Below are 6,127 nucleotides of genomic sequence, written 5' to 3'. Positions count from 1 at the left end.
AATAACGATGATGCACAAAATAAGGATAATGATTACCACCTTAATAGCACCCCAGAAAGTGGCAATTGGTACGCACGTATTCGCCATGAACAAGCAATCAGTGAACAAATAATTATCCGAGGCAAAAGCAACCGTTATAACCTTGCTCCTGGGCAACTCATTAGCCTTAATGGCGCCCCCCTGATTGATATTGATGAAGGCATTATTATTTTAAGTGTTACGGGCAGCGGCAGCCGCACTGATGCTTACCAGCTCAGTTTTACTGCGATACCTTTTAAGGTATTAAAACCGTATCGCCCAGCGCCCCTTGCTTGGCCACAAGTCAGTGGCACCTTACCGGCACGGGTCACCAGTCCCGATAATGACACCTATGGCTATATTGATACCCAAGGGCGCTACCGGGTTAAATTTAACTTTGACCTAACAGATTGGAAAAATGGCGAAGAAAGCTTATGGATAAGGTTAGCCAAACCCTATGCCGGCAGTGAATACGGTTTTCACTTTCCACTGATTGACGGTACTGAAGTAGCAATAGCTTTTATGCAAGGCAACCCTGACAGACCGTATATTGCCCATGCAATGCACGACAGTGCTCACCCAGACCCTGTCACCGCCATTAACAAACACCGCAATGTGATACGCACCCCAGCGAATAATAAATTACGCATGGACGACAAACGGGGGCAAGAGCACATCAAACTCGCCACCGAATACGGCAAAACCCAACTGAATTTAGGTCACTTAGTTGACCAAAGCAAAGCGCAGCGTGGCGAAGGCTTTGAGCTAAGAACCGACGAATGGGGCGCCATAGCAGCTGCACGGGGATTATACTTAACCACCCAAACCGAGCCTAAAGCACAAGGCAAACAGCTCGACATGCAAGCCGCCATTACCCAGCTTGAAAATGCGCTATCCATTGCCAAAGCCCTACAAAATGCGGCTACTCAGTCTGAAGCCCACGGTGCAGACACTGACAGCCAAGAACAACTTAACAAAACATTAAGCCAACTGACCCAAAGCGGCATACTTGCCTATGCCCAAGAAGGCATTGCCTTAACCAGTCCGCAAAACATTCAACTCTCCACCGGCAACAGCGTTACTTTAACCAGTGAAAACCAAACTGACATTGCCGCCTTAAAAAACCTTACCCTCTCATCGGGCGAAGCGATGGGCTTATTTGCCCACAAATCAGGCATGAAACTCTTTGCCAACCAAGGCGATATTGAAGTGCAAGCCCAAAACGCCAACCTCAAAATGGCAGCTAAGCAAGAAGTTAAAGTTGACAGTGTTGATGGCAAAGTTGCCCTAAGCGCCAATAAAAAAATCACCTTAATTTGTGGCGGTTCATACATAAAAATCAGCGAAGAAGGCATTGAGCTTGGCACCCAAGATAATGTCTATTTTAAATGTAATGTCATGCAGAAAATGGGACAAGCAAATATGGATGTAGATGCTTTATTACCTGGTGGTTGTGAAGCGGCGATACAAGAAGCGGATAAACTACAAAAAGCAAATGTAAGACTTGGATAAATTATAGATAACATGAATAAATCGATACAAAAACAAGACGTTGAGGCTATTTTTCAACAGATTATTTCGCTGTCATTAAAAAATGATGCACATTTTTACCTTATCTATCAAACTAATGATCAAAACACAAGTTTAACTGATTTGATTACAGGAAAGGAATTAACATTATTTCGATATATAAACTATCAAATTAAACACACACCAGGACTTATTGAACTTGATTTAAAAAATGAAGAAGATCAAATTATTTTAAAACAAAGTATTCAAGAATTTTATTTAGCTATTGATCCTAAAACAGTATTATTTGCAAAACCACGTTCAGTATATGGTTGGATTTACTCTTCATTTAATGCCGAAGTATTAGCTCAAGAATTAGGAAAAATTGCCATTCAACCGTCAAGTGACGGTAAACAATTATTGCGTTATTTTGACCCATCGGTATTACCACCACTATTGAATATTTTCATTTTGGCGCAAAAGGAAATATTACTTAAACCTGTTCATTCATGGTTATATCTTAACAGTGATGGTCATTTAATTATTGAAAAGAATCTGCTAGATGAGCGTCACAACCTTATCGGTAATTTGGGGATTATTGATCAACAATGGGAACAAATAAGCTGGATAGAAAGTCGCAACCAGACACTTGCTCGTTATCATTTTTTTCATCCACAATATAATTTATCTGAAAGAGAGGCTGATGATATTATTATGCAATCTTTTCAAGATGCTACCCTCAAAGGATACCATGATAAACGAGATCTAACCGAATATGCTTATCGTAGTTTAGTTATACATCCTAAATTTATTAAACATCCAATTATTGCCGAAGCAATAAGACGACATCGGCACCAATCACTAATAAAACAATTACAAACTATAACTCCACCACAATGGGATATTGTAGCGGATGAATGTATCATTAATACGAAGGAAATAAATAATGGGTTTATGTGAAAAATGCCAATCTAAAGGTCTACCAATTTATCCGATTCGTTATGCTGTTGCACCTAATTATGTCACGGCAGATTTACCCTCATGGGCAAAAAACGATATGTTGCCTACCTTAAAAGGAGAGAGTAAATATGTATTAAGAACTATGCGAAAAGGTTATCTTTATGTATTGTGCCAGTATGAAAACAATATTATATTAGATGTTTCTATTTATAGAATTGATGAAAATGGTGGTTTTTGGCAACAAGATATTAGTAAAGAGCAAGATCTATTAGGATTTGGTGATATCATAAGTGAAGAAAATCCTTCTGTACCTTTCAATGATATAGAAACAACTTGCAACAACAGTGCCCATTTATCAAGCAATATTGCTTTTATTACACTTTCAAAACCTGAAAAATGTGAAAAAGCTTGGCTTGCTTTTAGTGAACATAAATGGAGCATTAAAACGTTAAAAAAATACCTTAACGATGAAGATAAACGTAACTTACGAATGCAACTTATCAAACCGAAGCAATGGTTAAATTCGCAAGTAAGTGAAAATGGAATTACGACTGCTGATAAAGAATCCATTGCATCCATAATGGAAATACAAAACATTGAAAATATAATAGAAAAAATCAAAATAAACTTACCAAACCTTGAAAATTGCAATTACTCGCTTTGCTTTCCTTATTTGTATCATAATAAACCATTAGACAAAAATACGCTTTCGCAAAGTATTTTATTTCGCCAACCATTTACATATGCTAAAGAGCTATTTAAAAAACGAAGCACATTAACACCTTGGCAATTACTAACCAAGCCAGTTTATGACCAAATTACCCTAAAAGAGCCGTATTCAGTCTATCTACATAAAAAAATGATGTCAGCTGAACGCAACAGCACCGATTGCACACCGATGATGGTAGTATTAAACGACAGCATTGGTATTACTGCCGAATTAAGCAACTGGGGTAATAGTGCATTAAACTCGTTTAGAAAAATAATGATAGAAAGACAGCGTGAAAATGCCACTTGTAGTGGTATTGCAATGCTTGAAGAAGCAATAAAAAACAGCGATCTTGCGGAAAGTGAAGAAGATTTTAAAAAACATATAAAAAACACCAATAAAAAATACCTTGCTGATACAAAATATTTTAATCAAAAAGTAATACCTTATGATAGTGGTATATTCGGAACTGATACAACCCGAATGATTCCATGGAGCGAAGAACAAAAAGCCAAAGGTCAACGTGTTATTAATATTGTGAGTGAATCTAAAAAATATAATTTTATTTCCCCGTATGTTAATCCATATTTAACCGATATAGAACAAGCGGTAGAAAGTACAAAATATAACGCTGCAATATTAGTCCAATTTGTACAAGAAAACTACCTGATTGAAGAAGTAGGCGAAGAACGGCACGCACAAGTTTTTGAACAGGCATTTAAATTAAATAAACAAGCAGAAATGGTAAACATTGAACGCTTAGATGCTAAATTAGCAGCAATGAGAGTCGAGTTTGAAGCGAAAGCTCAGGCGTATAAAGCACAATGGCATGAAAAAAATAAGACCGAACAATCGGCCGAAAAGCGTTGGCGCAAATATGAAAATCATTTAAACGACGATTATAAATCCTATAAAGAAAAATATGCCACTTTTTTACAAGAGGCAGAAGACTATATAGCAGGATTATTAAATGATTTAATTTTATGGGTAGATTGCAGTAAACAAAAAGAAAAGCATCCCATTTCATTGCCAGCCGATGATTTTGCACAAGATGATGATAATTATTTGGCGTTTGCCAACGATATTTTAATGACCTTAGGCATGCAAGCCCAAAGTAGCAAAGTTACCCAATTATTCACCCAATTAATTGAGGACGAAAACTTAGAAGGTCATAATATTATTTGGTCAGCTGTGTTTGCTAATCGAAAATTAGATAAAGAAAAACAAAAAGAATGTGTCAACTTTTTATTATCATTAAATAAAACAACCCAATTAAAACCACAATCTTATGGCGAGTTCTTAGATAAATTAGAAACAGTATTAGAATTTTATCAAGCCGAATCAACAGAAAGTAATGCTATGATAGACCTTGCTAATAGCATTGCCAACATTAGTCACTCACTTTTTGACCCACAAGAACAACATAAAGCATTAGATACAACTAAAGAGTTCTTTTCGTTATTTGAAAGCGAACGAAACTCGTTAATTGATGGTGATTCGATCGATAACCAAATCACCGCCGCCTATTTACGCCCAATTAAAGAGGGAAGTTGTGCTGCACTTATTGCTTTATTAAAATATATGCAAAAAATGGGTGGTGATTTATCGTCAGAATTTGCCGAAGCTTTTTTAGTAGCCATATCGCCAACAGGGCTATCTAAAACTGCGCTAAAAAATAGAATGGCGTCATACCATAAATGGGCAGACAATTTAAAAAGTGCCTTGTATTCAGATATTAAAAATATTGGCGAAAAGCTGGCAAATGCCTCACAAAAAGCCACAAACCTTATCAAGCAACACATCACCAATGAAAAGGTTGGGGCAAGTTTTACTGCGGCTATATTGGGGGTACATATCATGAAAATCTATTATATAGTGACTGATAACTCATTAAAAACCCAAGCCCAACAAAACCAAGCCGATTACCAGTTAACTATGGCGGTATCAGCATCGATGGCAGCAAGCTTTCGACTAGTTACCGTATATGCCAACAAAGGACAAATCAATACCAAATTACTGTCCAATATGAACTTTTTAGGCAACTTTTTTGGGCTAATATCGGGGTTAATTGATATTGGTTTAAATTGGAATGAGGACACTTCAGATAAAGATCAGACTCAAAAAACATTATATTATGCATCTCTATTTACCTTGATTGTATCCACCACCGATTTATTTTTACAAATGGGTAAAACCAGTTTAATTAAAATTATGGATCGAGGGGTTCAATCATTATCCACTTTATTTTTAAAAAAAATTTTAATAACAAGAGCTATTATATATGGAGGAAAAACCCTTATATCAATCATTACACTGGCGCTAAACCCATGGGTTAGTTTGGGTATCTTTTTACTTCAACTATATTTAGAATTAGCTGAAGACGATGATATCGAAAAATGGTTAAGGCGTTGCCGTTTTGGTAAAGGGCAAAATATAGCAGATTATGACTTTGCCTATCGTTTTAACTCGTCAGAAAAAGAAATTGAAGCACTGCAAGCGATCTTTAAAAAATATGAAGAGCAGCTAGCCGAATATTACGCTGAACAAGAACGAAAACGTATCAAAGAAAATATGCCCGTATTCTCATCGAGTGATTGGCAAACTATTTATAATTGGCCTACATCCCATTAATTATATAAGGAATTCGATTATGCCTTACGCAAAATATGATGGTAACGACCCCATCTATAAAGATAAAGAACATTTATTAAAAAAAACCGGCATCAGTATTACCGATCCAATCCTGCCGCCCAAAAATTTGGTTAAATTAACTGGCACCCTATCCGAATTTAAAGGTCTATTTTGCTATGCGCCACTTGCTGATGGCGCTTATTTAAGTGATGAGCAAAAACAAAAACAGCAAAATCAACTTAGAAAAGGAGCAGCTCTTGCCACTTTAAATGGTAATAGCATCGCTGCATTAGCCGGCTT

The 6,127-nt window shown here is 36.6% G+C and carries 4 protein-coding genes; all 4 read left to right on the top strand.

The genetic code is table 11. The features are described from left to right. The coding region (locus tag A9G48_RS02810; protein ID WP_141672945.1) for a DUF2345 domain-containing protein at positions 1–1,530 on the top strand (1,530 nt) is incomplete at its 5' end. A 12-nt stretch (positions 1,531–1,542) separates the two neighbouring features. Beyond that, positions 1,543–2,487, top strand: a complete 945-nt coding sequence (locus tag A9G48_RS02805) for a hypothetical protein (RefSeq protein WP_065575757.1) — start codon at positions 1,543–1,545, stop codon at positions 2,485–2,487. Next, entirely contained in the window at positions 2,474–5,827 is a 3,354-nt protein-coding gene (locus tag A9G48_RS02800) for a T6SS effector BTH_I2691 family protein (RefSeq protein WP_065575756.1), read from the top strand. Before A9G48_RS02805 ends, A9G48_RS02800 begins: the two co-directional genes overlap by 14 nt. 19 nt (positions 5,828–5,846) lie before the next feature. Then, on the top strand, positions 5,847–6,127 hold a 281-nt coding region (locus A9G48_RS02795; protein WP_141672944.1), incomplete at its 3' end, for a hypothetical protein.

It is taken from the genome of Gilliamella sp. wkB18 (genome assembly GCF_001690875.1).
Classification (GTDB): Bacteria; Pseudomonadota; Gammaproteobacteria; order Enterobacterales; family Orbaceae; genus Gilliamella; species Gilliamella apicola_A.
Note: the sequence above shows the minus strand (reverse complement) of the source record. Positions and strands in the feature narration are given on the sequence as shown.